Genomic DNA, 24578 nt, shown 5'->3' with positions numbered 1-24578 from the left:
GGTTCGTCACATTTTACGCTCAGGCAGGCCCATGAGCTGCGCATCTGGAGAAGCCCTGTAACGTTAACCTCCAGAAGGCTGCGGCGACAAGCTGCACGAGCGGTGCTTGGCCGATTCGTGCATGAGGACTAGACTGCGCGCTTTTCGCAACCGACTACGTTCATGGCTGATATCACTCGACCTTTCTGGAAACGCAAGACCCTAGACCAGCTCGACCAGGGGGAGTGGGAGTCCTTATGCGACGGCTGTGGCTTGTGCTGTCTGCAAAAGCTGGAGGATGAGGACGATGGCAGCGTGTATTACACGCGTATCGCCTGCAAATTACTGGACCTGAAAACCTGCAAGTGCACCCGCTACGCCGAACGGAAGCAGTTTGTGGCTGATTGTATTCAGCTCACCCCAGGACAGGCTGATGAATTCAAGTGGCTGCCGCCCACCTGTGGCTATCGCCTGGTGTCAGAAGGCAAGGACCTGCCGCTCTGGCATCCCTTGGTCTCGGGAGACGAAAGCGCCGTACATGATGCCGGAATCTCCCAGTCGGGCCGCATGCTGAGTGAAACCCAGGTAGCGGAAGAGGACTGGGAAGACTATATGATCTTTCGGGCGGGCTGAGTCAGCCCACCGGGGACGGATCGGTCAGCGATGCGTTTCCGGTAACGGTTACCGTCTGCGTGGCGCTGGCCGCACTTTCCATCAAGCGTTTCAGATGAGTCAGGTCTCGGGAAGCCTGTGACGCCGGATCGCGTTTCATGATCTTGGCGAGGCTGTGCCCCAGTACGCCGCCTGGCGGATCATAGGCAATCAGGGTTTCGACTTCGGTACTGCCATCAGGACGCTCATTGAAGGCTACCCAGCCCATCGTATTGAGATCACCGCCGGCGATGGAGCGCCATCCAATCAAGTTGCCAGGCTCGTCCTCCGTGATGACTGAATCCCACTCCAGCGGGCCGGTTGGGCCTTGAATCACCCAGTGAGAGCGTTTGTCGTCCAGGATGTCGATGCGCTGGATCAGCTCCATGAATGCAGGCAGGTTCTTGAAGTTGCGCCAAAACTGATAGAGCTCGTCCTTGGGTCGATTGATAACCACACAGCAAGACTCGGTCTTGGCATTTTTCCAGTGATAGTCGCGCATCAGCTGGCGTTCAAACTCACTATGGCTCAACGCTTGTTTGGCAGCACAATGCCCTGAATAACCTCGGTAAAGTGCCAACGCCCCGACCGCCATCCTGGCAACCCCGAGCAGGCCGCCCTGTCGTAGTCCCTTGATCAATAGCAGGCCACCCCCTGTCAGGGAGGCAACACGCTCAAGTCCCCCCACATTTTGCACGCGGTCTGAAAGATGGCTGTTCCGGGTAGCACGGCGGCCCAACATGGCAAGCTCCTTGATGACAGGCAATTACAAAAAGACCGCGCCAAGACAAAGCTGTTCCGGTGGGATCGATAGCTGGTTAACAGATCGGAGCGTTTCCAGCAGGCAGGGTCTGATGCTCTGCCTGCTGGAAGCGTATCAGTGACTCAGTCCAAGAACCTTGAGCAGGAAAGCGTACTCAAGTGCTACGTCACGTAGCGCCTGATAACGGCCGCTCATGCCGCCGTGACCTGCGCCAAACTCGGTCTTGAGTAGCAGCAAGGCATCATTCGTGCGCGTGGCTCTGAGCTTGGCTACCCATTTGGCCGCTTCCCAGTACTGCACGCGAGTGTCGTGATAGCCTGCTACGGCCAGCAAGGCTGGATAAGCCTGGGCCTTTACATTTTCGTAAGGCGCATACGCAGCGATGCGGGCGTATACATCGGCCTCACCTGGATTGCCCCATTCATCGTACTCGGTGACGGTCAGGGGAAGGTCGGGCTTGAGCATCGTATTAAGCACATCCACGAACGGGACTTCTGCAATGGCTGCCGCAAACAGATCAGGCCGCTGATTGAGCACAGCGCCAATCAACAGGCCGCCAGCACTACCGCCGCTGATGCACAACTGCGAGGCGGTGGTATGGCTCTGCTCGATCAGGTGTTCGGCGCAGGCAATAAAGTCATCGAACGTGTTCTGCTTGTTTTCCAGCTTGCCCGCCTGATACCAGGCCTCACCTAATTCACCACCGCCTCGCACATGTGCGATGGCAAAGGTGAAGCCACGGTCCAGCAGACTCAAGCGCGCATGGGAGAACCAGGGATCGAGGCTGTGACCATAGGCGCCATAACCATACAGGTACAACGGGGTAGGCTGGCCCACCCGATCCTTGCGCATGACCAGGCTGATCGGGATCTGTGTGCCATCTGGCGCCGTAGCCCACAAACGTCGACTGACATAGTCGTCGGCGTCGAACGGCCCCTCTACCGGGACTTCCTTCAAGACCTGTTGTTCGCCGGTGGCAAGGTCTAGTTGGCGTACCTGTGCAGGGCGATTGAGTGACTCATAACGCAAACGCATGACCGGGCTGTCAAACTCCAGCACGTCGATCATCCCAAGGTTGTAAATCTCGTCGGGTAACTGTACCCGATAGGCAGGTGCGTTTTTGGGGCGTACCTCGAGCACCGGCAGACCTGACTCGCGCAGATTCAGGATATAGCCGTTGGCATTGAGGTTTACCTCTTCGAGCATGCGCTCGGGATCATGTGGAACCAGCAGCTCCCAGTGCTCGCGGCTGGGCATGTCATCTGGCGCTTGATACAGGGCATAGTTGATACCTGCCTGGTTGCTTCGAATCATCCAGCCATCAGCTCCATGATCAGGGAAGTACTCATGACCTTCCTGACGAGGGGCTACACAGACGAAAGCCTCGCTTGGCCGGTCCGCGTCCATGACCCAGGCTTCACTGGTGGTCTTGCTGTGGGAAAGGAGAATCAGCTTGCGCTCGGAGCTTGAGCGGTAGCATCCAATAAAGAAGCGGCCATCCGTCTCGTGAAAGACCATTTGCGCCTCTTGGTCACCCAGGCGATAGCGATAGAGCTTGTGAGGACGATGAGCCTCGTCACGCTCTCCGAAAAACAGGGTTTGGCTATCGCCAGCCCAGGTCATGCTGCCATCGCAGTCATTGAAAGGAAGTTCGGTCAAGTCGCCTGATGCCAGGTCTTTTATAAATAGACGATAGGTTTCGTCACCAGTCTGGTCCAGGCTGTAACCCAGCTTGGTCTGATCAGGGCTGAGCGTGAAACGGCCAATTGACAGAAATCCACCACCGGCCAGTTCATTGGCGTCGAGTAGCAATTCCTCCTGGGGCTCATCGATGGTCAGCGAGCCGTCCCGGGGGCGAGGGCAGCGGTAATGGCGCGCATATTCATCACCGGCGCGGGTTCGGTGGTAGTAGAGATAATCTTTGTACGGTACCGGCAGTGACAGGTCCGTCTCCCGGATGCGTCCCTTGATCTCCTGGAAAAGTGTCTCACGCAGCGCGGCTTCCGGCTGCAACACCTCGTCCAGATAAGCATTTTCAGCTTTCAGATAAGCCAGCACTTCAGGATCATCGCGTTTCTCCAGCCAAACGTAGGGATCTGCGCCGTGCGTACGTTGAGCGAGAGGAGGTTGTGTCATGGGTGACTCCTTAGGTGTCGGTGGACCGGTTTTGAGGTGTCTGTGCATGGGCAGGGCGCGAGTAGGGGCGCCCAACCGTGCAAAAGTCGCTATCATAGGCATCCTTTTTATAGACCCGCCATGTATCGAAATGACTGAGCACGATTACCTGATTGCCTGGGCTGTCTATGGTGTTGCCGCACTAGGCTGTCTATGGGTGTGTTTCAAAGCGACCGGCTGGATGTGGCGTTGGCTGCGAGAACCCATCCGTTTGATTGTTGCCCTGATACTGTTCTCTCCGACGATAGCAGACCCTGAGCACAGCTTTTACGCACCCTCCAGCGCCATTGTCGTCATGGATCTCGGCTTCCATGTAGGAAACAGCGCCTGGCGGGCTGTGGCGGAAATGGCGCTGTATGGGTGTATCGCATTCGCGGCATATTTCATCTTCGCGCTGATCCGCTGGCTGTTTCAACGCTCCCGACGCAATGATGAGGCTGCCAACCAGACACCACCGCCTGCCGACCAGCCTGCTCCCACGGCAGCGAACAACCCCTCGCCATCATCCCCACCATCACGGGTCCCAGAGCGTCGTACGCGCATCGAGCCGCGCCTGTAGCTATCACGCCGCCCTTGTCTGTTTGCAGGCTGGGGCGAATGTTCTCCGTCTGGCTGGGTCCATCTCTATGTATGTTCATAAGACAAGTGAATGATAGGAAGCCGCCGGGAGTACCGTCAGGTAGCCGTTTTATTGCCGTATCGTCGTCAAACAGCTGATTCGAAACTGTTTCTTGGACATACTCATTGTCTGGCAGAGGGCCTGCTATTAGAGCATCTCTCGTGCCGTATCGAATGAGGTCAGGATATGTGTGAATTGTTGGGCATGAGTGCCAATGTTCCTACCGATATCACCTTCAGCCTGACAGGGCTGATGCAGCGAGGAGGACGTACCGGCCCCCACCGGGACGGCTGGGGCGTGGCGCTGTACGAAGGACGCGGACTGCACATGTTCAAGGATTCCATGCCGGGAGCGGATTCCGAAGTGGCTCGCATGATCCAGGGCTATCCGCTCAAGAGTCGCACGGTTATCGCGCATATTCGCCATGCCAACGTCGGCTCGGTAAACCTTGCCAATACACACCCTTTCGTTCGGGAGCTGGGAGGGCGCTACTGGTGTTTTGCCCATAATGGCCAACTCAACGAGTTCGCACCGGATCCCGGTCTGTTCCAGCCAGTAGGGGACACGGACAGTGAGGCGGCATTCTGTTATCTGCTCAATGAGGTCAGGCGGCGTTTTCCCGATCCGGTGCCTGTCGAAATGCTCCTGCCTGTTCTGGTCGGAACTTGCGATCACTTTCGCCGCTTTGGTGTGTTCAACTGCCTGCTGAGTGATGGTGACTGGCTGTTCACGTTTTGCTCGACCAAGCTGGCCCACATTACGCGACGGGCCCCGTTTGGTCCGGCGCACTTGAAGGACGCCGACCTGACGGTAGATTTCAAGGCTGAAACAACGCCTGATGATGTGGTTACAGTGATTGCGACAGAGCCTTTGACGGCCAACGAAACCTGGGCGCTTCATCAGCCTGGTGAGTGGAAATTATGGTGGGATGGCGAAATCGTCACCCAGGGGCGGGTCTAAACGGTTGTAGCGAAGCCTGCCATTCAATACGCAAGGAGTTATGATGCTGCGTAGTTACATCCGGCTAATCCTGTTTGCGCTAGGCCTTCTGGTTGGTGTGCAGATACCAGGGTTTATCACTGATTACAGCCAGCGTATCGAGGCCCATCGCCTTGAAGCCCATCAGGCGTTGGAAGGGTATCGCAAAACGGCAGGCGAGTTTTTTGGCGGTGATATGGATCGTCTGGTAGCCCATTATCGTGCCAGTGATGATCCGGTCTTCCAGAGCGATGCCGATAGCTTTGGCATGCTGATGCGCCGTGAGCAAATGCTCGATTCGCAATGGCAGGCATTGCAGGGCCGCTGGTATGAGCGCGCTTGGCATGTCTTTACCAAGGCTAACCCAGCAATACTTGAAGAGACGTGGCAAGGCTACCGTTATCAGGTTGTCCTGACGCCTGAATGTATCGGTTGGGGGCTGGCCTGTGCCTTTTTACTGTCCTGGATCATCGAGGCCATCGCCTTGGCATTGGCTGTACTTATCATGCCGCGGCGTAGGCCAGCGCGACGTCTCGTCTAAATTGAAAGGCCGGAAAATTCCGGCCTTTTTGTGTCGCTCAGCCTGCAGTGTGGGCAACTGCCTCTATCGACCGCAGTCGCCTGCTTTGGTGAGCCTGATTTCAGTACGCTTCGTGATAACAATGACGCTGATCCACATCTGTATCACTGCCGAGCATCTTCTTGACCGATACGGCATAGGTACTTTGTATGCGTTGGCCAAGTGTAGAGATGAGCCGGTAGTGGCTTTGAAAGATACAAGTCCGCGGTCGACTGAGCGAGTCGCTGAAGAAGGGCGCAAGGCAGGGCGCGAGGTGATAGGCCATCGTCCCAGGGTATGGTGGAATGGCAGACTTGCGCGGCCTCTGGCAGAGGCAACAGGTTTCTCCGTAGGCGAAAGTTACTGTAGTCATCAAGTTGGCTGAGGAGCTGTTTGAGCGGAGGTTATCGGTATGCAAGGGAGAAGATCTAGCCTATCCGGTTGCCAAGCCATTTAAGGTTCAGTTCTCTCACTGGGGGATTACCTGATTTCAGGCTATGCCAATAAATTTTCGTCTTTTCAGTAATTTAGAAGAAAAAAGGCTTGACGACCCAGTCTGATTCCGTAAAATGCGCACCCACAGCAGGCACGTAGCTCAGCTGGTTAGAGCACCACCTTGACATGGTGGGGGTCGTTGGTTCGAGTCCAATCGTGCCTACCAAATATTCCCGCACTGCTGGCGGGGCAAGAAGCCGATCCGAAAGGATCGGCTTTTTTGTTTGGGTCGTTAAAACATTTCGTCTCAAACACAGCTCAATAATGTTCTCAAATTGACGTATAACGTCAGGTCTTCTGACTGACGAGTCACGGTGCCAGGAGTGGGTAATGAAATGGTTTTGTGTAGGAGCCGTGCTTCTACTCGCCGGGTGTGCAAGCGTAAAAGATCTGGAGCAAAGTCCGCCTTCAATGGATGTCAGATCAGGTAAGGACGTTCAGGCCTATACCCAATGCCTGGTTGATCGACTGGCTAAAAGTCGGGCGCCTGCAACGCTGGCAGGAACAGCTAGCGAGCAAAGAATTATTGTGCCATCCAAGGTTTCTTCTATTCCTGCTGCGGTTATCCATGTAGACGATAGCTCTCGTGGCAGTCACATCACACTGCACGAACGCATGGCTAACAATCCTCTTCGACCCAGCGATGTTCGCGAGGCGGTTAAGTATTGCATTGACTAACGGGTTAAGCAGCGTGCCCTTTAGGTTGTTTCGAGAGCACGCACTCAGCCATCTAGAGGTATGAGAAAAGTGCGCCGAATAAAATGACCCAAACGACCGGGACGGAAACGTAGAGAAATTTTTCGGTGGGCGTGAAGGGCTTTTTACTGATCATCGCGAGTGACTACCTGCATGAATTCGCTATGTGATGAGTGGGGCATTAAGGCCGGAAATATGCCTGAGCTACATGACATATCGGCGTAACAGGCGAAACTTGAAGTGGGCAGGTAAGGGCGGCCGCAATGGCAGATGAATGGTCGCGGCATCGGTAGGCGTTCAGGCTGGGTGCATGAGTGTCCGGTCTGTAAAATGAAAGCCTGACAATAACTCTTCGCGGGAAGTAGGAATGCAGGACGTGTTGATCCACGTGTGGGAAAGGATTTTTTGGGTAATGCTCTGGGCGGTTCGTTACCTGCCGGCTACGCTGGCTATTCTGGGAATAGCGCTGATCGTGGGTGTCAAAAATAACCATACATGGTGGGGGCGGGTCGTACTGCTTCTCTTTGGTCTCGTAACACTTCTGGTAGCAATGACTATTCAGATTCTTTCCTCTTCCCCTCCTGCCTGAACTCTTTCAAGTCGCCTGTCCTGTAGCGTTGGTTAGCAGTCAGCGCTACAGGATGATCAGTGATCTTAGGTACGACAGGCCTTGAGATCGACGTTTCCAACGTATTTATTGCCGTGACCCATAATGCACGCCAAGCGCTGGTTTCGTTGGCGCTCCCACCGCTCGGCCGGGTATTGCTTGTTCCAGGCTGAATACAACTGTTGGTCCTGCTTGGATAAGCGCAAGTCATACCGTTCGCTCATGTATAGGTAGGTGCGCGCAATCATGCCGCGGATTTCTGGGCGGGGCATGGCTTTTTTGGCCTTGAAGTCGACCACCATCTGGCAGGCTCCATACTGGGTCGGTTTCTGTGGCAGCCAGCCGAACGAAAAATTGCTGCGGTCGCCATTCACTTCACCAATGACTGGTACCAGGTTGAACAAATCAGCTTCGGCTTTCTGGTAAACCGGATCGCTTGAAGTGCAGTTTTTTCTCCCTCCTTTTTGCCAGCACTGGCGCTGATGGCCGATAACCCAGGCAGGCACGATGTGCTCCCACTCGATGCGAGAGGCTCTGGTTGCATTTTTGCGGGGCACATAGCCACAACTTTTCAGGTCCACCGTCTTGCCGGAGTAGTGGCAGCCGCAATAAAAATCTACAGGTTGCTGCTTGTAGACTTTGGCGCCTATCACTTTGGCTTCGCGAAACGTGCGAGGCGCTTCTGCATGAGCCGGAATGATAAAAAAGAAGAAAGAAATCAGAGAAAAAATACGAAACATGGCCGTGCTCGATAAGTAAATCGGCGCGGATGGTAACGGGCAGCGTTGGGTTTGAGGAAGGCAGTAGGACTAAAATGAGAAATGGTTCACTGTATGGATAGACAGCTATTTGGCGAGAGGGTAATTGCTAGCGACTTACTGTCATGTAACCCGCTAGCGACAGGATTAGCGACGTGTACGCTTGGCTGCCTTTTCCCACTGCCCAATCATCTCAAGAGTAAGGCGCTCGTCCCAGGACTCCAGCTCAATGTTTTGAGCCAGCAGTTTTTTACGGGCGGCGACCAGAAGGTGGTGTAGGGAAGTAGGATTGCAGTAGATCGCGGTACGGATACGCCCGGATTCAAAGTGGATAACTCCCTGAGGATCTATCGCTTTAAAGGCAAAGGTACCGCGAGAATCACGGTTGGTGAAATGGCATTCCAAGGGTGCCAGGGCAGCTTGTATTCTGGAGCGGGCGGCATCGTAGCGAGAGGGTTGCATGTCAGTATGCTTAGAACGACTATTTAGGATGGCACACTGACATTAAGTTTATACAGTAGTTCGATAGGAAGCGCTGTTTGAGCCTTTAATTGTTAAAGATATCTATTTTGCAGGTTAAAGCCGTTAAGAATCTCTATTTTCTGGTGTCTCTAACGATGCAGACAATCATGGCGATAGTGGCCACAATCATCGTTGCAATACCGAAGCCCAACTGAATTCTGGCTTTGGTTTGATCACATATTTCAGCAACACCGCCATGCGAAGGACAGCCGCCTGTTGTAAACCAGTAGGCATTACCCAGAAGTAACATCCCAAAGGCGCAGGCGATGAATGCAGTCAACGCCAAAAACAATACTGTGCGTAACATATGGACTCTCTAGGTAAAGCGAATGAATGCTGATCGGCAGTAGGCGATACGAAAGACATGACTCGATGCGTATTGGCTTGCCTCTATTCTCATTATAACGCGCTTAAGGGCAGAGAAAGGTAAGAACCAATACCCGGTATGAATGCCCAAAATATTGCTGCTTACTTCTTGGAGATGCCAACATGCCTGAAACTGATCATATAAATCCTGACCAGATCGACGTCGACCCTGAGATTCAGCCTAACCCTAAAGAGGCTCCTGTTCCTCTGGAGTCTGATGAGGAGGCAGAGAACAAATAACCAGACGTTGCCGACTCATTTATAACGAACTGATTTATAAATGAGTCGTGCATGATTCGAAAAAGCAGGACAGGCTGTCAAGCGTAGCAAGGCCCATCTAGCAGGGCAGGCGGATGCCTAGCGATAAGCCCAGTCGATGTTAAGCAGGTTGAGCTTTTGTGCACGCAGACGACGCTTGTTGAGTTCGTCACTATAGGGGGGGAAATCCAGTTCCAGACTTTCGCCTCCATGCTGTTTCAGTACGTATAAAAGGACAGTGCCTTCATCGACATCAGCCGGCGCGTCGGCTATTGCCAGTTCTCTTGGTTCTCCTGCCTCTTCATAGGTAATAACCAGGTTGCCTGCATTGCTCATGATCGTACTCCCTTAGTGGTGTAATTCGATGAAGCCATCTCTTTTGACGGGCTAATAATGAATTCATTCCTTACAAAGGCAGCCTGAATGGCTTCCAGGCGTAAACGCATGGGTTTTGCATTTTGCTAAGGTAAGTACGTCACACTTTCGACTGATGTGAATTGTGAGCATTGATAGGCGCACTGAAAATCTCGCCCTAATTTAGGAGAGGGTTTAATGCTGCATGTATACATGCCGATGGGTAGTTCAAGGGATTCTCTTTGTCTGTCTTCTGATGGCCATGTTTGGCCCTCAAATGACATGGCGCTATTTCATAGCTCGCCGCATTGCTTCCCGTCTAGGTATTCAAAGTCTTTTCGAGCTTAATACCTTGGTTGTTGGCTTCTTGCTACTGGTCGGTTTCTTTCTGGTACGGTGGAGCACGCACGCTCCCTCTTGAAGACGGTAAGCCATATTTACAAAGTAGCCCTTGTTGCCGGGTGCTTCGAGTCCGTATGGTAGAGCTTTATGTAAACGATAAGGCAGTGTAATGACTTGGAAGTTGAGTTCCCTGGCAGCGTTAATTTCTTCCTTGGTTCTTGTAAGTGCCTGTAGCAGCTCTCCAGAGTCTGGCAGTAACGAACGTACCCGAAGCAGTGATGCGACTGCATCATCATCCGCACTTGGAAGTGGTTGTAATTCCGATGCTGCACAATATGCGGTAGGTAAGACGGCTACTCCTGAACTCTTCAAGCAGCTTCAAGAGCGCTCTGGTGCAAGGATTACACGTCTTGTGCGTCCGGATGATGCCATGACGATGGATTTCAACTCGGAGCGCCTGACGGTTACCACTGATGAGGCGCTTGTGATCAAGACGGCTCGTTGTGGCTGATACATCCGAGGGCGGGCCAACACTGATGCCTCTGATCAGGTTGGTCTGCCTGAGTCTACTCTGAATCGATCAATCTACTCTCGTTGTGGATAGGATGGCTTTGGCCTGTGTCTATCTTATGAACACGGATTAGACGAGAGGAGAGATTAATGGGATTGCGAATCTTTGGCGATCATCGCGCCTGGGCAAGTGCGGTAGAAAGCGAAACAGGCATCGAAGCCTTTATTGCCATACAAGGGCATGGAAAGGAAGAGGAAGCTCTGCACCGAGTAGCGACAGACCGTACCTTTACGGACCTTATGGAGGCCGAGCGTGCGGCGGATGAGATCCTGCAGAAAATGACAGGTATTAGCGCAGATAGCCAACCCCTTTTTGACTAAGCCTTTGCATTTGATTCAGGCATAAAAAAAGCCCCGTCATGGACGGGGCTTTTTCAAGGGAAGTGGATTAAACCACTTCAACCTCTTGTGCTTCCATACCTTTCTGGCCTTTGGCAGCCACGAAAGATACAGCCTGACCTTCTTTCAGGCTCTTGAAGCCAGCAGCCTTGATCTGGCGGAAGTGAACGAACAGATCAGCACCGCCGGAGGACGGGGTGATGAAGCCAAAACCTTTCTCATCGTTGAACCACTTAACAGTACCGGTTTCGCGATTAGCCATGGTGTTTTTTACCTTTTCAAAAATTAAGTTTCGGTAAAGGGAAGTCTTGACCGAGACTGAGCACTGAGTGTAACGGAGTCGTAACGATGTTGGATCTGTATCTAAACACCATGTTGCGATTCACAGTAATGCACGGGCACAGCAGGATCATATTACGATCATATATGAGCATTTGAAAAGACCAAAAGTTCATCTAATGATCAAACCCATGATTGCAGGCTGTCCGGTCAGCGATATAGACCACTAAAAAACGTATTTATTTCCTTGAACTGGCTAAAAATTCAAAGAAAAGTACAGTGATCTATTTTTTTTTGAAAATGTGACGTCTGGTACAGCGAAACGACAGTTGGAAGAGAAGGGCGTAAGGCGGGGCAGTTTGAAGAGATGTCAGCTTGAAGGGTGAAGGCAGGCGGGGCTACAGATAAGCCCCGCCTGCTATCAGGCTTTTACTTCTGAGGCAGTGCAAAGGCGATTACATAGTCGCCCTGACGAGTACCTAGAGAGCCATGCCCACCCGCATAAACCAGGATGTACTGACGTCCATCCTTGCCGGTGTAGGTCATGGGGGTTGTCTGGCCACCTGCAGGCAGGCGACCTTCCCACAGCTGCTTACCGTTACGAACATCGTAGGCACGCAGGTACTGGTCTAGCGTACCGCTCAGGAAGGCCAGGCCGCTGGATGTCATGAAAGCCCCACCCAATGCTGGAACACCCATGGGGAGCGGCATTGGAACAGGCGCACTGTCACGAACAGTGCCGTTCTTGTGCTTCCAGATGACCTGATTGGTGGTCATGTCGACAGCAGCCACATAACCCCATGGTGGTGACTGGCAAGGCAGGCCCATCGGGGACAGCAGTGCACCCATGATCACACCGTACGGTGCGCCTTTGTTTGGCTGAACGCCCTCTGTCTCACTCTTGCGAGCCGGACCGCCCTCGACGTCCTCGCGTGCGACGAGCTTGGATGTAAAGGCCATGTAGCTAGGCGAAAGGAACATCACCTGACGGATAGGATCCACAGCGACGCCACCCCAGTCGAATACACCGAAGTTGCCCGGATAAACGATCGAACCCTGCAGGGAAGGCGGAGTGTAGATGCCTTCATAGCGATGCGATTTGAACGTGATACGGCACAGCATCTGATCCAGAGGTGTCACACCCCACATGTCCGCTTCCTTGAGTGTCTGCGGCATCATGTTGAGTTCGGACATTGGCTGCGTGGGGGACGTATGATCGCCTTCCACTGCGCCCTGCGGAACGGGTGTCTCGTGTATGGGAACGATGGGCTGACCATTGGTGCGATCCAGCACATAGAGGCTGCCTTGCTTGGTGGATGCAATCAGGCCCGGCTTGATGCCATCAGCCGTCTTGATATCCATCAGCGTGGGCTGCCCACCTACGTCCATGTCCCACAGGTCGTGGTGAGTGAATTGGTAATTCCAGCGTACCTTACCCGTATTGACATCCAGAGCGACAACGCCGGCGCTGTATTTCTCGGCTTCTGGCGTACGCATGCCACCGTACTGATCCGGCGTTTGGTTACCCATTGGCAGGTAGATCAGGCCCAGCTTTTCGTCCACTGACATGACGGACCATACGTTCGCAGAGTTGCGGGTGTAGGTCTGGCCTGGCTGAATCGGCTCGGTAGCTTCAGGGTTGCCACTGTCCCAATTCCAGACGAGGTGGCCGTCGTGCACGTCATAGGCACGAATAACGCCGGAAGGCTCGTCAGTAGAGGCGTTATCCGTTACATGGCCACCAATGATGACCAGGTCACGGGTAACTGACGGCGGCGAGGTGGAGTAGTAGCCACCAGCAGTGAAGCCGCCGATGTTGGCGCCCAGGTTGATGGAACCTTTGTCGCCAAAGTCTTCGCACATTTTGCCCGTGTCGGCATTTATGGCGATCAGGCGAGTATCGGCGGTGGGCAGGAACAGACGGCGAGGACAGGAGTTGCTGACCGGTGTAGCCTCTGCTGGGGCAGACGCTGCCTGCGCATTGTCCTGAGCATCCGCCTGTGCATAGGCGGCATCATCATGGTAGGCCACGCCACGGCAGGTCATGTGTGCCCAGCCCTTGAAGCTGTCGGCACTCTGAGTGCTCAGCTTGGGATCAAAGCGCCATAGCTCCTTGCCGGAGTCGGGGTCCAGGGCAATGACCTGGCTGTGCGGCGTACAGACGTACAGCTTTCCATTGACCTTGAGGGGCGTATTTTCAGCCGTGGTTTCCTGCGGATCGTTCGGCCCGGGAATGTCGCCGGTACGATAGGTCCAGGCGACTTCCAGCTGATTCACGTTTTCCGGGGTGATCTGATTCAGCGGGGAATATTTGTCGCCAAATGACGTACGCCCATACGACTGCCAATCGCCATCGGGCATGGTGGGGGCAGCGTTCACTGTACCTGCACTGGCACGATCCAGACTGCCCTCAATGTTATGTGGATTGGTGAATTGACTGGCGACTGCAGCAGCACCGGCCAGAACGACCGCGCCGGTCAGTGGCATGGCGCCTACTGAGCTGACACCCGCCTTACGTGCCATGGGGCGACGTATCCATGGCAAAAGCAGAACGATGCCTACTACAAACCACAGTGCCAGACGTGGAACCAGTTGCCACCAGTCCAGACCGACTTCGTACAGCGCCCACAGCGTTGAGGCAAACAGAACGAGCGCAAACAATGGGAGTGCTGCACGATGGGCAAGCACGAGAAGGATACCAGTGATGAAAATACCGGCACCCGCGAGGGCGTAATAGAAGGATCCTCCTACAGTGATCAGTTTGACGCCACCTACAAGCATGGCGAGACCAATCAACACAAGGACGATGCCGACTAACGTAGAAAAAAGACGCGTTTTTGCAAACGGTCCAGTCGTTTCGTTCATGAAGGCAATACCAAATTCTTAAAATAGGATTCACCGGACTGGACCACAAGGGCCATCCGGGAGTTGCACGGTGAAGGATGTTGGAATTCTTATAACAGCAATCTTATACCGTCTGTCACCCTCTGCGCATATTCAAGTTAGGCAAAGGTGTTTTGTGGATTTGTGCAAAGGCGAAAGTGAGAGATGGTTTGAATTATTACGTATATTTGAAATTCGGCCGTGAATCGTCAAAAAATGATCGCAATAAGTCATGTTGGTCTGTCTCCATTGCCGCTGCGATCAGAGGACATCTCTCGGATTAGGTTGACCCGGAAGGATCTTGAATCAACTTCCTGAGATGGTTTTCGTGAGCCAGGTTTCAAACACAGTGGTCATAGCGCTAGTAAGTTTTTATTTTGGAGTAGCGCTGCATTGCCAACCCTTATTCGCCGTAAGTACCGATTCCTGCATAAAACCCTTTCCTATACAGGTTGGTCGCTGTTTTGGCTGCTTATCTGGGACATTGTTGTCACCGTTGACTTCATGCTGTTCGTCGATGATCGAATGAGCCTTCCTTCGATGCCATTGACGCTGCTGGGCTCGGCCCTGGCCATGCTGGTGAGTATTCGGAACACCAGCGCTTACAACCGCTGGTGGGAAGCTCGTACGTTATGGGGAGGGATGGTTAACAGCTCGCGCAATTTTGCCCGTCAGGTTCTGATTCTGGTTGATGATCCGGGCGATGCTTTAAACCCTATCAAGGAGGTGCTGTTTCGCCGCCATGTGGCCTATGTCAATGCTTTAGCCGCGCATCTCAAGAAGGCGCCGATTCCAGAGCGACTTGCAGAGTTGTTGCCTGCTGAGGAAGTGGCTCGAAGCGGTGATACCAATAATTTTCCCAACGACATCCTAAGCGGCTCGGCAGCTTTGATTGCCCAGGAGTACAAGGCAGGGCGTCTGGACAGCATACGCTTGGCACGTCTTGAATCGACGATGGTGGATATTTCCAACTGGCAGGGAGGTATGGAGCGCATCGCTAATACTCCGTTGCCGTATCCTTATGTGTACTTTCCACGCCTGTTCATCTCGCTGTTCTGTTTGATCGTCCCGGTAGGGTTGGTAGAGTCGTTAGGCTGGTTTACACCTCTGGCCTCTACGGTAGTGGGCTTTATGTTGCTCGCGCTTGAAAAAATCGGAACTGATTTACAAAGCCCGTTTTCCGAAAGCCAGCACCAGATACAGATGACCGATCTCTGCGCGAACATCGAGAAGAATCTTTCGTCTATGTTCAGGGAGTCGGAGAACGCTTCTGTTCGCTCCACTGAGTAGCATTGGAAGCCGGCGTTACGCCTACGGTGCGCATAACAGGCTGGCCAACGCCAGTCTGGAGCTGGCCGTGGACACCTTCATCAGCCCCTTTTTTGCTGTCTACCAATTCGGCAGGTGGGGTGTAATGAATACAGCCATACCAGATGACGATTGGAAAAAGCGCATGCAGTACAAGACGTACTGCCAGGACCCACTCAGGAAGCGCTGGAAACAGGCCCGCATGTTGCCAGGTGTAGAAGTGTACAGGCAGCATAAGGAGCGTACAGACAAAGAGAACGCTGCCCGCGTAACGACGAAGCTCTTTGAAGAGCACCGCAACCGCTACCACCATTTCCAGAATGCCGCCAAAGCAAACGATGGCAAACCGGTAGGGTACGTCGATGGGGACAAGTTTGACGAAAAAGCCGGCCATGAACAGGTGGGCGAAACCACCTACCATGAACCAAGCCACTACGAGCGCAACCGCTTGTTTTTGATAGCGCATATGCAGGCCGCCTTTTTAAGCTCTTATGACGGTATGACTACGTTTTTGTGATCTTTCTCACTCGCTCGGCTGCTTCCAGATCAAATGCATCTGCTGATGGCCCCTGATTGAACCGATGCGCTCAGCTGCCTCTCTATTGGTAAATGCTTCGTAAGCGATTAAGTGACGACACTGCATTACGTCCCAGTTTGCTACGAACTGATTTGAAAGCCTGGAGAGATGACTATGGAACTTCCTGTAAAAGATCTCACGACCTTATTCGATCAATTGGGTCTGGACTCAGATAAGGCCAGTATTGACGCGTTTGTCGCCAAGCACTATCCGCTTCCCGATGACGTCAAGATTTCCGAAGCACCTTTCTGGACACCAGGCCAGGCGGCGTTTCTGAAAGAGGAAATCATGAACGATGCTGAGTGGGAGCCGATCGTTGATGAACTCAACGTATTGCTGCACGAGAATAAGCCGTCTCAAGCTACCTGAATGGTATTCTGGGAGGTGATAAAACGATGGGCTTCGGCCCACCGTTTTGCTTTTCAGATTCCTGCTTATCCCGTCTGCCAATCCCGCTGTGCCTCTTCGCATGTTCGTACCAGGTGGACGATAGCGCCGTCTACGCGGGCCACCCATTCTAGAGGAATCAGGTGATATTGCCCCTGAGCATCTGGATCATTTCGCTCAAGCTTGAGTTTATTGCGATCCACAATGTCATAGACCTTGCCGACGTGTTGACCATCGGAGCCTAGTACGTCCGCTTGAACAGGGATTTTATCGACATCAACCATGTAGGTTTCTCCGGCAAATAGGACAAAGGGTTCTGTAGGTAGTCATCCGCTATCTATTCAGAGGTTTGCCGAATGGCTAACGTTCTGAGTGAGCGACAGGAGGCATTTTTCAACTCTCCTGATGAGCGAGCAGAACTGTCCGATACCCCCTTTTTCTGACTGATGTACAGCATTGTCCAAGGCTGTAGCGAACGGACCTGATAAGGAGCAAACGTAATGATTGAACTCTATGGCATGGGTAGTCCCAATGTCCTGAAAGTGGTGCTGATGCTGGAGGAGCTGCAACTGGCTTACCGGTTCAAGCATGTACATGTCTGGAAGGGGGAACAGTTCACCGATACCTTCAAGGCACTCAATCCGAACAGCAAGGTTCCTGTGTTGATCGATCCTGACGGACCGAGCGGGGAGCCATATCGTGTGTTCGAGTCGGGTGCAATCCTGCAGTACCTTGCTGAGAAGACGGGGAAGTTTCTGCCTGCAAGCGGTACGGCACGTTATGACGTCATGCAGTGGTTGATGATCCAGTTGACTGGAGTCGGCCCCATGTTCGGTCAGTATGTCCACTTTACGCGCTTCGAGCCTGAAGTCTCCAACTACGCGCGCTCGCGCTATACCACTGAGGCGCTGCGCCTGGTTGAGCTTATCGACCAGCGTCTGGCTACCCACTCTTATCTGGGCGGCGATACCTATTCGATTGCCGATATCGCGACGTATCCCTGGATGGCCATTCTCGAGTTCCTTGGCTTACCCCATGAGCGTTATACCCATCTGACACGCTGGTTGGGCGAGATTTCAAAGCGACCTGCTGCCATTCGACTGGTCGAGATGACCAAGGAGATTCAGGCGGAAGGCGTGGCCTCGCGTTCAGAAGCCACACCGGATGACTATGACCGCATGTTCGGCCGCGGTCAGTACGCTCGCTCGTTGTAAGGGCAGGGGCATGGATGCCTGCTTCATCAGGAATCGACCAGCTCCTTGAGAAAGCACGTCAGGGCATGGCCGGGATCGTCATGGTCTGACGAAATCATGCGGATGCCCCACTGGCTCAGGATCTCTTCCTGTACCGGATTGGGCATATGGGAAAAGACATAGGAGATGGGCCTGACGCCGGAGGGCTCATACTTGCTCCACATCTTTGAAAGCTTATGGAAGAGCAGCCGGATATTGGTATCCGAAAGGCTGTAACCAATGAACAGAACGGCTTTGCTCAGTGTGTCGGCTCTCAGCTTGATATCGAGCGGCGTCTCGAATTGAAGCCGTTCGTAATAGCTTGTTTCGGCCAGCACAATCGACGAGTCATCGTCGAAATCCCCATGAAATTTGATGATCTGCCTGATGTTGTCCTGCGCCTTGGCCAGATCGCTGGCATTGGCGATCTTGATGTACTCTCGCTGATAGGCATCGTGGGCATATTCCAGCCAGCGGTCGTAGTTGGTGGTGTAGATCGCTGAGAACCGGCCTTGTACGATCAGCCGATGTATTTCTGATGCCGTGATATCGATATCTTTATGCCACTCCCGGTCCATCCAGCTTCTGAGCGCACCGATGTTGCCCTTCTTGATACGGTAATACTCGGCTAGCGCAAGAAAGTTGCCGTAGGTATTGAAGACGTCCGGGTCATAATCCAGCTGGACGGCAACTTCTTCGATCAGTTGTTTCCAGGGCGGCAAGCCAAGGTTGGCCGATACTCCAGCCCCTACGAACAGGATCAGCCGATTGCTACGGTAAGCGTCCTTGAGGCTTTCCATTTTCAGGACTCCTCGATAAAGCTGACGAATTTTTCCAGCGCCTGCCGTCGCATGGAGTACTCATGCTTGCGTGGCCCCAATTGGGCAAAGGTTTGATCAAGGCCATCAGGCATGAACACACAATCCCATTCAAAGCTGCTATCACCGGCCGGCTGCTCTGTGATTCGCCCAGGAACGGCACCCTCAAAGAAGTATTTCTTGCGACCGTCACAGTAGCCGATCAGCGTCTTGGCCACGGCTGAGGGATCTTCAAGGCCGCCTATGACGGAGGAGAAGCGTTCTGCCAGTAGCTTGTCCCAGAAGAGCTGTGTAAGGCCGGCAGGGAAATCATTCAGGCTCTTGATGTAAAGCCCGGTGTGTTCAACGAATACAGGCTTCCCAACGAGGCGGAAGGCTTTGAGCAGCTTGTCGCTGATCAATTGGCACACATCCTCGGTTTGCAGTTCATCGATTTTGATCTGGTAGGGGACAATCTCGATTCGCGTTCTGGCGAGCAGGTGAGAGACTTCTTCAATCTTTCGCGTGTTGCTGGAAATAAATCGAATTTTCATGGCTGGCCTGCAAAGGCATTACGATTCTCAGGGCGGCTCGCTACCTCTCTGATTTAGAGGGAAGTGGATAACCAAGGGTTCGCCTTCAAAAGGTCCGGCGGTCGGCATACGCCATCAGCCTGCAAGCAGACGTTGCATGTCCAGTGCGTTGGGTACGGCTGCGCCGCTGGCGGTGTTATCAAAAATGCACCATGTGGGAACGCTCCGTCCATGATGATGTGCCAAGGTCTGGGCCAGAGACGCAAGGGCATCATGGGTATAGGAGGAGTGATAGATCCGGGGCGAGCCGTGAAGGCGGTAGTAGACCACCTCCGGCGATGCACCGGGCATGTTGCCGTTCGCCAATGGAGAGGGATCGGCAGCTACTTGGCCGATTCGATAAGCCATCAGCATGGACTGGGCATCATCACGTTGCCAGCTGGCATGGCGGGGCTCAAGAACGGCGTGTCCGTTGTAGCGAGCCCTAAGATCCTCCAGAAAGTCACGGGTAAGTTCTGCCTTGAATGCCAGTGAAGGAGGAAGCTGGATCAGCAGGCAGCCCAGTTTCTCTCCCAAGTGACTGCACTCCGACAGAAAGCCGTTCAACAGTGCTCCGCCGTGAGCGAGGCGCTGAATGTGAGTGATCTGCTTGGGGACCTTTACTGCGAAGCGAAAACCCTCTGGCGTCGAGTCAGCCCATTTGGCGTAGGTCGCCGGTTGGTGAGGGCGGTAAAACGAAGAGTTGATTTCAACGGTATTGAAGCGGGCAGCGTAGCGCTGCAAGTGGGTGCCCTCTGCCGGAAAGTCGGGCCACTGTGAACGCGGCAGGCTCCAGCCAGCACATCCAATGTAGGGAAGTGTATTCAAGATCAGTTTTAAGCCAGTCGTGTCTGATCTGTGTTTGACTAACGGATCAGGTGATTGATCCTGCCGCTTCGTAGTGGGGAAGCGGCAGGTGCCTGGTTAGAAGCGGAAAGCCTGACGGCCGATCAACAGCCATTTTCCATTTTGTTTTTGCCAGATCTGAAAGTTTTCAATTTCAGTAGGCGTCAACTTGCCGCTATTGATGGCTTGTGCAGAGAAATGATTGCGAACCAGGGCCACATCACCCGACATTGTGATTTTCTGGTTGAGCATTTTCAGCTCTTTGAATGCGCTTTTGCCTGTTTCGATATCCGCAATGAATGCTTTCTTATCTTGGATGTTGCCGCTGGAATGGCCATAGGTAAGATTTTCGGCCGTCAGGGCATTCAGACTGGCAATATCCTTGTGCCACATGGCCTGGGTAAGCTTGACCACGGCCTCAGCTACCGCCGTTTCATCCGAAGACGTGGCGGCCATAGCATAGCCGCTGAAAAGGCACAGAAAGCCAACGATCAGCTTGATATTTCGCATGAGCATTTCCTTGTTGTTGTAAGCGATGCGGAATGGATCGTTGTACGTGATGGCTGTAGATCTCGTTCGAGTATGGAAGAGGCACAGCGGTCATAAGTCGTCGTACAACATGATGTGTTGTAGACGTTTCACGAGAGGGCGTCAATTGGCGTGTTGTTTTTGCCAACAGAGCAAGCGCTGCTTGAGCGAAAAGGTTCTCGTCAAGCAGCAAAGCAGGGTGGCTTAGGCGTGTAGCGAAAGGAAATCTTTCCAGGCAGCGGGCACGTTGTTGAGTTGCAGGTACTGAAGACGCTCGTTTTCATCCAGGCGGCTCCAATAAGGCGTCCAGTGCTGACTCCACCAGAACGCCAGCTCGCCTTGTAGCGTATCCATGCAACCCACATCGACTGTAGGAAATGCCTGCCAGGGAGCTGGCGGTGCAATTTTTTGTGCATGAATAGAGGTCAGTAGAGCGGGTGAGTCCGTGACCAGATTGAGCAGCACACCGCCAAATTCGGACTGCATGCGCAGCATCAGTTTTTCACCCGCCTCGTTGCGATACAGCGTCTGTTCAGGAGTGCTCGAAACGGGAGTAAAGCCCAGCTTCATCAAGGCGGCACCCAAACCCATTTTACCTTGGTGACAACTCATGACCTGGAACTGATACGCCCGGATACCAAGCCCTTCAAGGCTTTCTGCGCCTTCCTGGTCGATGTTCAGTGGCGGATGGTCGAACAGGGGGAATTCGGTACCTAGTTGCTCAAGCTGGCGATCAATATCCTCGAAGGTGCGCTTGGAGACCAGACGCTTTAGCAAAAGGAGAAAACCGGTACCGTGGAGCTGGGGGTGCGAAGTCATGGGGCCTCCTGGCGCGCGTCTGGACTATATGGTCTTAAGACCCGAAGCCAACCGTTTTGCTTCAAGGCTGGCAAAGAAATTTCCATCTGCGCGAAACGGATAGCAGGGCGACTGTGCGGGCAAGAGGCTGCCGCAGCCGTAATATACTTCTTCAACATAGCTTCATCATGTGACCGAAACATGAATCAGAAGGCAATCACGACGGGCTGTATTCCAAGGCTATCAAGGGTTTGCTTTGCTGATAGCGCCGGAGTTTATCGCTAAGCGACTCAGGCAAGGATGCTAGTGTCTGAAATCCATTGGATTGGTAAAAAGGGACGAGTTCGGGGTGGCAGAACAGCCAGACAGGCGATGCCGCATGGTTTACGGCATGCTCCAGCAATCTGCCACCAATACCCTGACCGCGCTCCTCATGTGAAACGAAGAGGCCCGTCAGCCAAAAGCCCTGTTCGATGGGACTAAGGTTCAGGACACCGAGAATGCCTTGTCGCCGGGCTACCCAATAGCGCACGCCATCGCCTCTGGCGGTTCGCATGGTGCTGCCATGGGCGCGATAAAACTTGTCGATAAGCGGGCGGAGTTCAGGTAAGAGGGGGCCGTACTGCAGTTCGCTCATAGCTCTTTGAGGACAAATAGCATTCAGGTATTGGGCGTATTACCGGCCAGCTGCTCCAAGACACGCCTCACCATCGAGGCGTACTCAGTAGGGCTGAGGCTATAGAGCTCAGTAGCGACCCAGGGTAGCCAGCGTGCGCCCATTTCGTCTCGTCTGGAGAGCAGGCGCTGTGCCTCGGCAACGGCTTGTGTGGCATGTGCTTGATGAAAATCGGCTCGGCTCATGATGATCTCTTGCAGCAACCCGTCATGATAAAACCGAACCGACGTATTTACCTACCGCGAGCGACACGGCGAGCGATTAACGGCTCGCCGTATCGACATCAGTCAACGCTGACCCCAACGAAAGCGTTATGGCCCAGCGGGCTCATTACATAGCCTTGCACATTCTTGCGCATGGGCATGAACGCCGTGGAGTGGGCGATAGGGGTATTGGGGATCTGTTCCTTCATGCGCACCTGAGCCTGACGGTAAAACTCGGTCCGCTCGGCCTGATCGGAGACACGCTTGCCGTTCTTCACGAGGTCATCGTAGGTTTTGTCGCACCACATGGAGTAGTTGTTGCTGCCAATCGCATCGCAGCCATACAGCGTACCCAGCCAGTTGTCCGGATCACCATTGTCGCCTGTCCAGCCCACCAGGATGGTGTCCTGCTGGCCGCTCTTGGCGCGCTTGAGGTATTCGCCCCATTCGTACGTCACAATCTCGGCGTTAATGCCAATCTTGGCCCAGTCGTTCTGGATCATCTGGGCCATCAGGCGCGCGTTCGGGTTATACGGCCGCTGGACCGGCATAGCCCATAAGGTGATCTTTGTGCCTTCTTTGACGCCAGCTTGCTTGAGAAGCTCCTTGGCCTTGACCGGGTCGCGCGGCAGATCCTTTATCGTTTCGTTGTAGGACCACTGGCTGGGCGGCATCCCGTTAACGGCAAGCTGCCCTGCGCCCTGGAAAACGGCTTCAATGATGTTCTGCTTGTTGATCGCCATGTCGAGCGCCTGGCGGACTTCCAGCTTGTCCAGTGGCGGATGCTGAACGTTATAGCCTAGGTAGCCAATGTTATAGCCAGGGCTACTCATGACCTTCAGGTTGGGGTCTTTCTCCAGCGAGGCAATATCCGCCGGATTAGGGTAAACGCTGACGTGGCATTCGCCTGTGCGCAGCTTTTGAGCCCGCACGGCAGAATCGGTATTAATCGAGAAGATAAGGTTGTCGAGCTTGACCTGTCCCGGTTGCCAGTAATCCTTGTTGCCCTTGAAACGGATCATGGCGTCTTTCTGGTAGCGACTGAAGACGAAGGGGCCGGTACCGATAGGCTTCTGGTTGATCTGTTCAGCCTTGCCCTGTTTGAGCAGCTGGTCGGCATATTCGGCTGAATGGATACCGGCAAACCGCATCGCCAAATTCTGCACAAAAGCAGCGTCGCGCTCATTCAGCATGAAGCGAACTGTATGCTCGTCCACCTTTTCAACCCGGGCGATATTCTTGTCCAGACTCATGCCAGTAAAGTAGGGGAACTCGCTGGGATAGGCCTTGCGGAACGGATGCTCTTTATCCAGCATGCGTTGAAAGGTGAACAGGACGTCATCAGCATTGAAGGGGCGGGTCGGTTTGAAATAGTCCGTCGTATGGAAGTTCACGCCCTGCCGTAGAAAGAAGGTATAGGTCTTGCCGTCCTCGCTGATGTCCCAACGCTCTGCAAGGGAAGGAATGGCCTTGGTGCCGCCTCGCTCGAAATCGGCCAGTCGGTTGAACAACGTACTGGCCGCAGCATCATGATCGGTTCCCGCTGTGTACAGGCCGGGGTCAAATCCTGCTGGACTGCCTTCCGAACAGTAGACCAGGTTGCTTGCAGCCTGGGCAGATAAAACGTTGAACACGCAGCCAGCCGTGACCAACGCCGTAAAAAGCGTCTTGAACATGAGCCGTTTCCTTGAAGCGTGAGGTTCAGCGAAACGCGTACGCTACCGCGGCTCAGGAATACCGGCAGGATTTAAATGAAAGCAGATATTTCAAGGGTCACGTCAGATAAGCCGCTTGGTCAGCTTCACTTCGGTCAGGTCGACCCCACCTCTTGATAGGGTTTTACGGGCTTCTGTATGGTCGAAGCCGTGCTGTCGATAAAAAGCCATTGCTGCAAGGTTGTCCTGTAATACCCAGAGGGATACACAACTAACAGCGGGCAACTCCAGCGAAGAGAAATAATGCCGTAACAGCGCTGTTCCGAGGCCGGTACGGTAGTGCCGTGGGGCTATGTAGATCGCATGAATTTCTCGCCTGGAGGCCTCTTCCGGCCAATCACGGTCAGGGCCGCACGCCATCCAGCCGGCTACTGACCCGCTGCGCTCAGCAACCCATATCGGAGCATTTTCCGCTTCCAGTCTTGATTTCCAATGGGCATATCTGGACCCGTATTGGAGGTTATCCAGCACTGCCTGAGGCATGATGCCTTGATAGGCGGCGCGCCAGGATTCGATATGGATCATGGCGATTGCGGAGGCATCTTCAGACGTGGCTGCTCGTACAGGCATGGCGGCTTTCCATTAGGCTGAAACGATAGGGGCAGTTCTTAAGACTAGTGCATCCCTTGGGCAGGCGATACTATCTCAAGGCCCGGCCCAGACGGGTTTCTTTGCTTATAACAAATTGCGGTCTGCGGTTCACACCGTTTTGTTCGAGTTCAATCGCCAAGACTCGCCTGCCAATT

30 protein-coding genes and 1 tRNA gene are annotated in these 24578 nt (G+C 53.6%); 12 read left to right on the top strand and 19 right to left on the bottom strand.

All coding sequences use genetic code 11. The annotated features are described in order from the left end of the window. The first annotated feature begins 162 nt into the window (after positions 1 to 162). On the top strand, positions 163 to 612 hold the full coding sequence (locus tag JQR90_RS11240) for a YcgN family cysteine cluster protein (RefSeq protein ID WP_010794722.1): 450 nt from the start codon (positions 163 to 165) through the stop codon (positions 610 to 612). Position 613: 1 nt separating this feature from the next. Here the strand turns inward: JQR90_RS11240 and JQR90_RS11235 are convergent, their stop codons facing one another. Continuing rightward, positions 614 to 1372 (bottom strand): SRPBCC family protein, encoded by a 759-nt coding sequence (locus tag JQR90_RS11235; protein WP_010794721.1) that lies wholly within the window; start codon positions 1370 to 1372, stop codon positions 614 to 616. A gap of 135 nt (positions 1373 to 1507) precedes the next feature. Next, entirely contained in the window at positions 1508 to 3529 is a 2022-nt protein-coding gene (locus tag JQR90_RS11230; RefSeq protein WP_010794720.1) for a S9 family peptidase, read from the bottom strand. Between the two features lie 130 nt (positions 3530 to 3659). On the opposite strand from JQR90_RS11230, the gene JQR90_RS11225 reads away from it, so the two are divergent. The 6 genes from JQR90_RS11225 to JQR90_RS11200 all read left to right on the top strand — a co-directional run bounded on the left by JQR90_RS11225 (position 3660) and on the right by JQR90_RS11200 (position 7504). Then, positions 3660 to 4127, top strand: a complete 468-nt coding sequence (locus JQR90_RS11225) for a hypothetical protein (protein WP_026004109.1) — start codon at positions 3660 to 3662, stop codon at positions 4125 to 4127. Between the two features lie 246 nt (positions 4128 to 4373). Beyond that, on the top strand, positions 4374 to 5147 hold the full coding sequence (locus JQR90_RS11220) for a class II glutamine amidotransferase (protein WP_010794718.1): 774 nt from the start codon (positions 4374 to 4376) through the stop codon (positions 5145 to 5147). Between the two features lie 43 nt (positions 5148 to 5190). Further along, positions 5191 to 5706: a DUF2937 family protein gene (locus tag JQR90_RS11215; protein WP_010794717.1), complete on the top strand. Its 516-nt coding sequence runs from the start codon at positions 5191 to 5193 to the stop codon at positions 5704 to 5706. Positions 5707 to 6308: 602 nt separating this feature from the next. After that, positions 6309 to 6385, top strand: a tRNA-Val gene (locus JQR90_RS11210). 164 nt (positions 6386 to 6549) lie between these two features. Continuing rightward, the gene (locus JQR90_RS11205) at positions 6550 to 6897 is read left to right on the top strand and encodes a hypothetical protein (RefSeq protein ID WP_010794716.1); all 348 of its coding nucleotides are present in this window, start codon (positions 6550 to 6552) and stop codon (positions 6895 to 6897) included. Positions 6898 to 7282: 385 nt separating this feature from the next. After that, complete coding sequence (locus tag JQR90_RS11200; RefSeq protein ID WP_073450168.1) at positions 7283 to 7504, top strand: hypothetical protein; 222 nt, start codon at positions 7283 to 7285, stop codon at positions 7502 to 7504. Positions 7505 to 7569: 65 nt separating this feature from the next. Here JQR90_RS11200 and JQR90_RS11195 read toward each other — a convergent pair whose 3' ends face one another. From JQR90_RS11195 to JQR90_RS11180, 4 genes are all read right to left on the bottom strand, one after another. Then, on the bottom strand, positions 7570 to 8262 hold the full coding sequence (locus JQR90_RS11195; RefSeq protein WP_010794714.1) for an endonuclease: 693 nt from the start codon (positions 8260 to 8262) through the stop codon (positions 7570 to 7572). A 165-nt stretch (positions 8263 to 8427) separates the two neighbouring features. Further along, positions 8428 to 8742: a hypothetical protein gene (locus JQR90_RS11190; protein ID WP_010794713.1), complete on the bottom strand. Its 315-nt coding sequence runs from the start codon at positions 8740 to 8742 to the stop codon at positions 8428 to 8430. 133 nt (positions 8743 to 8875) lie between these two features. Then, on the bottom strand, positions 8876 to 9109 hold the full coding sequence (locus JQR90_RS11185) for a hypothetical protein (protein ID WP_010794712.1): 234 nt from the start codon (positions 9107 to 9109) through the stop codon (positions 8876 to 8878). A 416-nt stretch (positions 9110 to 9525) separates the two neighbouring features. Next, complete coding sequence (locus tag JQR90_RS11180; protein WP_010794710.1) at positions 9526 to 9762, bottom strand: hypothetical protein; 237 nt, start codon at positions 9760 to 9762, stop codon at positions 9526 to 9528. Between the two features lie 529 nt (positions 9763 to 10291). Here JQR90_RS11180 and JQR90_RS11175 point away from each other — a divergent pair. Continuing rightward, positions 10292 to 10633, top strand: coding sequence for an I78 family peptidase inhibitor (locus tag JQR90_RS11175; protein WP_010794708.1), 342 nt, complete (start codon positions 10292 to 10294; stop codon positions 10631 to 10633). A 149-nt stretch (positions 10634 to 10782) separates the two neighbouring features. Then, complete coding sequence (locus JQR90_RS11170) at positions 10783 to 11013, top strand: hypothetical protein (RefSeq protein ID WP_010794707.1); 231 nt, start codon at positions 10783 to 10785, stop codon at positions 11011 to 11013. A gap of 67 nt (positions 11014 to 11080) precedes the next feature. On the opposite strand, the gene JQR90_RS11165 is transcribed toward JQR90_RS11170, so the two are convergent. Then, positions 11081 to 11293 (bottom strand): cold-shock protein, encoded by a 213-nt coding sequence (locus JQR90_RS11165; protein WP_010794706.1) that lies wholly within the window; start codon positions 11291 to 11293, stop codon positions 11081 to 11083. A 446-nt stretch (positions 11294 to 11739) separates the two neighbouring features. Then, positions 11740 to 14175 (bottom strand): membrane-bound PQQ-dependent dehydrogenase, glucose/quinate/shikimate family, encoded by a 2436-nt coding sequence (locus JQR90_RS11160; RefSeq protein ID WP_010794705.1) that lies wholly within the window; start codon positions 14173 to 14175, stop codon positions 11740 to 11742. Positions 14176 to 14586: 411 nt separating this feature from the next. On the opposite strand from JQR90_RS11160, the gene JQR90_RS11155 reads away from it, so the two are divergent. Then, positions 14587 to 15483, top strand: coding sequence for a bestrophin family protein (locus tag JQR90_RS11155; RefSeq protein ID WP_010794704.1), 897 nt, complete (start codon positions 14587 to 14589; stop codon positions 15481 to 15483). Here JQR90_RS11155 and JQR90_RS11150 read toward each other — a convergent pair. Further along, the gene (locus JQR90_RS11150; RefSeq protein WP_010794703.1) at positions 15443 to 15967 is read right to left on the bottom strand and encodes a hypothetical protein; all 525 of its coding nucleotides are present in this window, start codon (positions 15965 to 15967) and stop codon (positions 15443 to 15445) included. The two genes, JQR90_RS11155 and JQR90_RS11150, sit on opposite strands and share 41 nt — an antisense overlap. A gap of 225 nt (positions 15968 to 16192) precedes the next feature. Between JQR90_RS11150 and JQR90_RS11145 the strand changes: the two genes are divergently transcribed. Beyond that, on the top strand, positions 16193 to 16447 hold the full coding sequence (locus JQR90_RS11145) for a DUF2789 domain-containing protein (RefSeq protein ID WP_010794702.1): 255 nt from the start codon (positions 16193 to 16195) through the stop codon (positions 16445 to 16447). Between the two features lie 65 nt (positions 16448 to 16512). Here the strand turns inward: JQR90_RS11145 and JQR90_RS11140 are convergent, their stop codons facing one another. Further along, positions 16513 to 16749: a DUF2171 domain-containing protein gene (locus JQR90_RS11140; protein WP_010794701.1), complete on the bottom strand. Its 237-nt coding sequence runs from the start codon at positions 16747 to 16749 to the stop codon at positions 16513 to 16515. 216 nt (positions 16750 to 16965) lie between these two features. Between JQR90_RS11140 and JQR90_RS11135 the strand changes: the two genes are divergently transcribed. Then, entirely contained in the window at positions 16966 to 17679 is a 714-nt protein-coding gene (locus JQR90_RS11135; protein WP_010794700.1) for a glutathione S-transferase N-terminal domain-containing protein, read from the top strand. 26 nt (positions 17680 to 17705) lie between these two features. Here JQR90_RS11135 and JQR90_RS11130 read toward each other — a convergent pair whose 3' ends face one another. The 9 genes from JQR90_RS11130 to JQR90_RS11090 form a co-directional block, all read right to left on the bottom strand. Then, positions 17706 to 18497 carry an SIR2 family protein gene (locus JQR90_RS11130; protein ID WP_010794699.1) on the bottom strand — a complete coding sequence of 264 codons (792 nt, stop codon included), beginning with the start codon at positions 18495 to 18497 and terminating at the stop codon, positions 17706 to 17708. A gap of 2 nt (positions 18498 to 18499) precedes the next feature. Next, positions 18500 to 19048: a non-canonical purine NTP pyrophosphatase gene (locus tag JQR90_RS11125; RefSeq protein WP_010794698.1), complete on the bottom strand. Its 549-nt coding sequence runs from the start codon at positions 19046 to 19048 to the stop codon at positions 18500 to 18502. Positions 19049 to 19162: 114 nt separating this feature from the next. Continuing rightward, positions 19163 to 19900 carry a DUF72 domain-containing protein gene (locus JQR90_RS11120; RefSeq protein ID WP_037029563.1) on the bottom strand — a complete coding sequence of 246 codons (738 nt, stop codon included), beginning with the start codon at positions 19898 to 19900 and terminating at the stop codon, positions 19163 to 19165. 90 nt (positions 19901 to 19990) lie between these two features. Continuing rightward, complete coding sequence (locus JQR90_RS11115) at positions 19991 to 20422, bottom strand: nuclear transport factor 2 family protein (protein ID WP_434140005.1); 432 nt, start codon at positions 20420 to 20422, stop codon at positions 19991 to 19993. Positions 20423 to 20644: 222 nt separating this feature from the next. Then, complete coding sequence (locus JQR90_RS11110; protein ID WP_239382760.1) at positions 20645 to 21259, bottom strand: hypothetical protein; 615 nt, start codon at positions 21257 to 21259, stop codon at positions 20645 to 20647. 196 nt (positions 21260 to 21455) lie between these two features. Then, positions 21456 to 21875, bottom strand: a complete 420-nt coding sequence (locus JQR90_RS11105) for a GNAT family N-acetyltransferase (RefSeq protein ID WP_010794694.1) — start codon at positions 21873 to 21875, stop codon at positions 21456 to 21458. Between the two features lie 23 nt (positions 21876 to 21898). Next, positions 21899 to 22099 carry a hypothetical protein gene (locus JQR90_RS11100; protein ID WP_010794693.1) on the bottom strand — a complete coding sequence of 67 codons (201 nt, stop codon included), beginning with the start codon at positions 22097 to 22099 and terminating at the stop codon, positions 21899 to 21901. A gap of 98 nt (positions 22100 to 22197) precedes the next feature. Then, positions 22198 to 23793, bottom strand: a complete 1596-nt coding sequence (locus JQR90_RS11095) for an ABC transporter substrate-binding protein (RefSeq protein WP_010794692.1) — start codon at positions 23791 to 23793, stop codon at positions 22198 to 22200. A 102-nt stretch (positions 23794 to 23895) separates the two neighbouring features. Beyond that, positions 23896 to 24402 (bottom strand): GNAT family N-acetyltransferase, encoded by a 507-nt coding sequence (locus JQR90_RS11090; protein ID WP_010794691.1) that lies wholly within the window; start codon positions 24400 to 24402, stop codon positions 23896 to 23898. Positions 24403 to 24578 lie beyond the last annotated feature (176 nt).

It is taken from the genome of Pseudomonas sp. JZ114 (assembly GCF_051027705.1).
In the GTDB taxonomy this organism is placed as follows: Bacteria; Pseudomonadota; Gammaproteobacteria; order Pseudomonadales; family Pseudomonadaceae; genus Chryseomonas; species Chryseomonas luteola.
The sequence above is the reverse complement of the archived record's forward strand: the minus strand, read 5'-3'. Positions and strand labels throughout refer to the sequence as shown.

What these genes read in the sequence shown, in the direction of transcription:
- JQR90_RS11240 (WP_010794722.1), top strand. Translation starts at nt 163, where the DNA reads ATGGCTGATATCACTCGACCTTTCTGGAAACGCAAGACCCTAGACCAG.
- JQR90_RS11235 (WP_010794721.1), bottom strand. Translation starts at nt 1,372, where the DNA reads ATGTTGGGCCGCCGTGCTACCCGGAACAGCCATCTTTCAGACCGCGTG.
- JQR90_RS11230 (WP_010794720.1), bottom strand. Translation starts at nt 3,529, where the DNA reads ATGACACAACCTCCTCTCGCTCAACGTACGCACGGCGCAGATCCCTAC.
- JQR90_RS11225 (WP_026004109.1), top strand. Translation starts at nt 3,660, where the DNA reads ATGACTGAGCACGATTACCTGATTGCCTGGGCTGTCTATGGTGTTGCC.
- JQR90_RS11220 (WP_010794718.1), top strand. Translation starts at nt 4,374, where the DNA reads ATGTGTGAATTGTTGGGCATGAGTGCCAATGTTCCTACCGATATCACC.
- JQR90_RS11215 (WP_010794717.1), top strand. Translation starts at nt 5,191, where the DNA reads ATGCTGCGTAGTTACATCCGGCTAATCCTGTTTGCGCTAGGCCTTCTG.
- JQR90_RS11205 (WP_010794716.1), top strand. Translation starts at nt 6,550, where the DNA reads ATGAAATGGTTTTGTGTAGGAGCCGTGCTTCTACTCGCCGGGTGTGCA.
- JQR90_RS11200 (WP_073450168.1), top strand. Translation starts at nt 7,283, where the DNA reads ATGCAGGACGTGTTGATCCACGTGTGGGAAAGGATTTTTTGGGTAATG.
- JQR90_RS11195 (WP_010794714.1), bottom strand. Translation starts at nt 8,262, where the DNA reads ATGTTTCGTATTTTTTCTCTGATTTCTTTCTTCTTTTTTATCATTCCG.
- JQR90_RS11190 (WP_010794713.1), bottom strand. Translation starts at nt 8,742, where the DNA reads ATGCAACCCTCTCGCTACGATGCCGCCCGCTCCAGAATACAAGCTGCC.
- JQR90_RS11185 (WP_010794712.1), bottom strand. Translation starts at nt 9,109, where the DNA reads ATGTTACGCACAGTATTGTTTTTGGCGTTGACTGCATTCATCGCCTGC.
- JQR90_RS11180 (WP_010794710.1), bottom strand. Translation starts at nt 9,762, where the DNA reads ATGAGCAATGCAGGCAACCTGGTTATTACCTATGAAGAGGCAGGAGAA.
- JQR90_RS11175 (WP_010794708.1), top strand. Translation starts at nt 10,292, where the DNA reads ATGACTTGGAAGTTGAGTTCCCTGGCAGCGTTAATTTCTTCCTTGGTT.
- JQR90_RS11170 (WP_010794707.1), top strand. Translation starts at nt 10,783, where the DNA reads ATGGGATTGCGAATCTTTGGCGATCATCGCGCCTGGGCAAGTGCGGTA.
- JQR90_RS11165 (WP_010794706.1), bottom strand. Translation starts at nt 11,293, where the DNA reads ATGGCTAATCGCGAAACCGGTACTGTTAAGTGGTTCAACGATGAGAAA.
- JQR90_RS11160 (WP_010794705.1), bottom strand. Translation starts at nt 14,175, where the DNA reads ATGAACGAAACGACTGGACCGTTTGCAAAAACGCGTCTTTTTTCTACG.
- JQR90_RS11150 (WP_010794703.1), bottom strand. Translation starts at nt 15,967, where the DNA reads ATGCGCTATCAAAAACAAGCGGTTGCGCTCGTAGTGGCTTGGTTCATG.
- JQR90_RS11145 (WP_010794702.1), top strand. Translation starts at nt 16,193, where the DNA reads ATGGAACTTCCTGTAAAAGATCTCACGACCTTATTCGATCAATTGGGT.
- JQR90_RS11140 (WP_010794701.1), bottom strand. Translation starts at nt 16,749, where the DNA reads ATGGTTGATGTCGATAAAATCCCTGTTCAAGCGGACGTACTAGGCTCC.
- JQR90_RS11135 (WP_010794700.1), top strand. Translation starts at nt 16,966, where the DNA reads ATGATTGAACTCTATGGCATGGGTAGTCCCAATGTCCTGAAAGTGGTG.
- JQR90_RS11130 (WP_010794699.1), bottom strand. Translation starts at nt 18,497, where the DNA reads ATGGAAAGCCTCAAGGACGCTTACCGTAGCAATCGGCTGATCCTGTTC.
- JQR90_RS11125 (WP_010794698.1), bottom strand. Translation starts at nt 19,048, where the DNA reads ATGAAAATTCGATTTATTTCCAGCAACACGCGAAAGATTGAAGAAGTC.
- JQR90_RS11115 (WP_434140005.1), bottom strand. Translation starts at nt 20,422, where the DNA reads ATGCGAAATATCAAGCTGATCGTTGGCTTTCTGTGCCTTTTCAGCGGC.
- JQR90_RS11110 (WP_239382760.1), bottom strand. Translation starts at nt 21,259, where the DNA reads ATGACTTCGCACCCCCAGCTCCACGGTACCGGTTTTCTCCTTTTGCTA.
- JQR90_RS11105 (WP_010794694.1), bottom strand. Translation starts at nt 21,875, where the DNA reads ATGAGCGAACTGCAGTACGGCCCCCTCTTACCTGAACTCCGCCCGCTT.
- JQR90_RS11100 (WP_010794693.1), bottom strand. Translation starts at nt 22,099, where the DNA reads ATGAGCCGAGCCGATTTTCATCAAGCACATGCCACACAAGCCGTTGCC.
- JQR90_RS11095 (WP_010794692.1), bottom strand. Translation starts at nt 23,793, where the DNA reads ATGTTCAAGACGCTTTTTACGGCGTTGGTCACGGCTGGCTGCGTGTTC.
- JQR90_RS11090 (WP_010794691.1), bottom strand. Translation starts at nt 24,402, where the DNA reads ATGCCTGTACGAGCAGCCACGTCTGAAGATGCCTCCGCAATCGCCATG.